2 protein-coding genes are annotated in these 3,696 nt (G+C 36.6%); both read right to left on the bottom strand.

What is annotated here, in order from left to right; translation table 11 throughout:
- Positions 1-1,027 (bottom strand): hypothetical protein (locus GSY74_RS10590; protein ID WP_188108720.1); only part of this gene is annotated, 1,027 nt, incomplete at its 3' end.
- Positions 1,028-1,277: 250 nt separating this feature from the next.
- Positions 1,278-3,611: an RND family transporter gene (locus tag GSY74_RS10585; protein WP_164665099.1), complete on the bottom strand. Its 2,334-nt coding sequence runs from the start codon at positions 3,609-3,611 to the stop codon at positions 1,278-1,280.
- Positions 3,612-3,696: the final 85 nt, after the last annotated feature.

The following is a 3,696-nucleotide window of genomic DNA, read 5'->3' as shown; positions in this document are numbered from 1 at the left end:
TATCATCTTTTTGAGGAGCGGTTGTTGTTGTGATATTTCCCAGTGCAATATCTTCATCAATCTTTTCATCTTTATCTAAAGTTTTTGTACTAGTATCTTTTGGAGTAGTATCTTTTTTGCTCTCATCTTTTGGAGTAATATCAAAACTAACCTCATTCTCACTCTCCAAATCAAAGTTAAGAAGCTCATCTTTCAAATTATTAGTTTTATCTAATTCAAAAAGTCCATTAGTATCACTACTGCTATCATCAGTATCTAGTTCAAAAAGTTTACTCTCATCTTTATCCATTTCTATAACTGGTGGGAGGGACTCCTCTATTTTAAAAGTAGGACTCTCTTTTATCTCATCAATTTTATCTTTTGATTTAGTTAACTCTGTTAAAAGCTTCTCTTCTGAGTTGTTAGTATCGATGAGATTTATAGGCTCTATATTCTCTTTTTTATCTTCTATTTTTGGTTTAGACTCTATCTTTTTTTCTAACTCTTTTTTAGTCTCTAACGCTATTTCTGGTTTAGACTCTATCTCTTTTTCTAACTCTTTTTTAGTCTCTAACACTATTTCTGGTTTAGACTCTTTCTCTATTTTAGGCTCTTCCTTTTTGACAACTTCTTCTTTTAGGAGATTCATAGGAGCTAAATCATCTTTTTTCTCTGCAATCAACTCATTAAGGTCGAGATACTCCTCTTCTGCTTCATCAGCTTTCTCCTCCATCTCAATCTTGGTCTCACGCAAAACTGCTGACACCTCAGAAGGTAAAAAAGGTTTTAGTATACTTAGATTAAATATCTCTGGATTCTCCCTATCATCTTGTGTATAAAAAAGTACTTTTTTTTGAATATTTGACTTCTTTAAAACATCAGATAACTCGTCACTATATGATTCTAAATCAACAAAAACTATATCATAGTCACTATTTTTTAGCTCCGATACCTCTTTTATCTCATCTACTTTTACACTCTCTTTTCTAGCACTTAGTGCTGTCAATCTTGATACAACTGGATTACTGTTTACTAATAATATCTTCATTTTTTCTCCATATTCTATAACGAATTTGGAAATTTTAGTATAATTCCTGTTTAATTTAGGTTAATTAAGAAATTTTTAAGCCTAATTAAAACCAGTACTTCATAAAATAATATTGGAAATGGTGTAGGTCGGGTTACCCGCATCCCGAAACAAACATGCACAAATTAAAAACTCAATAAAATATTTTGGTATGTAAATCATTGTCGGGATGAGGGCAACCCGACCTACAAAAAAAATATTTCCGTGTATATCATAATCTTTTAACGCACTCTTCCCCATCCACCAAACTCAAAAGAGCAGGAAGCAACAACAAGTCAACAACCAACGCAACCACCAAAGCAAACGCCGTCACAATCCCAAAGTTCTGATTGGGAACAAAGTGCGAAAATGCAAAGATAGAGAACGCCATAGAGAGTATAATAGTGGTAAAGAGTATCGCTTTACCTGCATATCTTAGCACCTCATCAAACGAATCCTCTAGTGACAAACCTCGCTTCCTTGCATCAAAATATTTGACCAAAAAGTGAATGGTATCATCAACAGCCACACCGATAATAATCGCTCCTGAGATGGCAACGCCTATATCGATATTGATGCCAATCCACCCCATCAAACCGACCACCAAGAGAACAGGCAGAATATTTGGTAAGATAAAGACCCAAAGAAGTTTGATGCGTCTAAATATCATCAACATCACGATAGATACCAAAATAATCGCTAACGAGAGAGAGTAGATGAGCGTGTCTGTCACATCCTTTTGCATATGTGCAAACATCTTTGTTTGACCTTGGATGGATGCACTGTACTCTGTTTTGTCCCACCAATCTTCAATGTACGCCAACATCTCCAAATCTTTGGATGTATCAACAATATCCATCTGTGCTGTAACACGAAGTTTCTGCTCGTGAATATCCATCTTGTCATTTATCTCCATACCTTGTGGCAGAGAGAATGAGTAGAAAAGCAGATATTGGGCGATGAGATTTCTGCTCTCTGGTATTGTTTCGCTACCATTAAGAACCTTGTTAAACCGTTTTACTGTATCCACCAAAGAGGTAATATGTTTTGCTTCTGAATATTTTGCTTGAAAATCCTCATAGAACTGCTCGACGGTTCGCATGAATTTTGGCTCTTTGATTCCATGTTGACTCTTGCTATCAACCACAATTTCGTAGCTCATAGGACCCGTTAGATTGTCCATCATAAACTCGGTCGATTTTCGAAACTCTACGCTCTTATCAAAATATCTTATGGTGTTACTATCCACTTTGACCTTAAATAGTCCGATAGAGAAAAGAACGATAGCGATAGAGCCGATAGCTATAATCATCTTGTTGTTTCTGATGATAAATGCTCCATACCCATCTATCCACTTTGAATTAGGAACCGATGGCTTTAGCCTCGTCTTGTTCGGGGATGAATCCTCCGATTCCAAGATGTTTACTGTACTTTTGACCTCTTTTTTCAAAAGCAGAAGAATAGTTGGCATCCATATAATTGAGACAATAAACGCCAAAATAGCACCACTCGCCGTGGCAATTCCTAGAGTGAATATGGGAATAACTTTTGAGATGGTCAGAGTAGCAAATCCTATTGCAGTGGTCAGGGATGTCAATAAAATTGGCAAAAAGTTCTTCTGCATACTATTCAGTACTGCCTCGTAGTTCTCCATCCCCTCTCGCCGATTTGAAATCCAAACACTATAGATATGGACAGCATCTGCGATTCCAATTGCGACAATAAAGACAGGTAGATTGGCAGTAAAGTTATTGAGTTTATAACCCAAAAGTACCTGAACAGCTAGTACCGTCAAAAAGGTAAAAATAACAACTCCAATAGGAATCAGTGATCCACTAACACGGCGAAACAGTAGTAGTAATAAAGCCATAGAGAGGATAAGAATCAGTGGTGTAAATGTAGTTGCATCATTCTCGCCCATAGTAATAAAAGCGTGATTGAGTGGAGGTCCACCATTGAGCCAATATTTGTAGCCTGTTCGCTCCCTCTCTGGAGCCAAAATCTTATCAACAAGCTCCATAATCTCCATGCTCTTGTCACTATCATCATTGACCTTTGGCGTGAGACGAGCTGAAATCATGGTCGTTGTTCCATCAGCAGAGATAATTCCGTTGACTATAAGTTGGTCATTGGTTGCAATCTCTTTTCGATTTGCAAGATACTCTGGTGTCGCTTTGTCTATATTTTGGATAAAATCTTCCACAATAACATCATCAGGCTCATCAGGATTTGCGTGAATATATTGGTAGTTGGTTATCGAGTCAACTCTAGCTATATATTTCGTCCTCCATAGTGCCTCTGTTATATTGTCGATACTCTGCAAAGCCTTTTTGTTAAAGATTCCGTTTTCATCTTTGATGGTGATAACTATTGCATCATCATTACCAAAGGTACTTCTGAAATCATCATACTCTGTTAGAATCTTAGAACCCTCACCAAACCATATACGGTAGCTTCCATCCATCTGTAGATGTTTTAGATTTGATGCTAGTAGCAGAACTACAAGAGGCAGTCCTATCGCAATAAGCCATCTGAATTTTTGTAGAAATTTTATATATTTGTTCATTTTTTTCCTTTAAAAATAGTACCCAAACTCAACCATCACTTTATCTAACTCTTTAAAAGTAGAATCCTTTTTAGGTGCAAGATGT

This window comes from Sulfurovum sp. bin170 (assembly GCF_010892395.1).
In the GTDB taxonomy this organism is placed as follows: Bacteria; Campylobacterota; Campylobacteria; order Campylobacterales; family Sulfurovaceae; genus UBA1140.
Note: the sequence above shows the minus strand (reverse complement) of the source record. Positions and strands in the feature narration are given on the sequence as shown.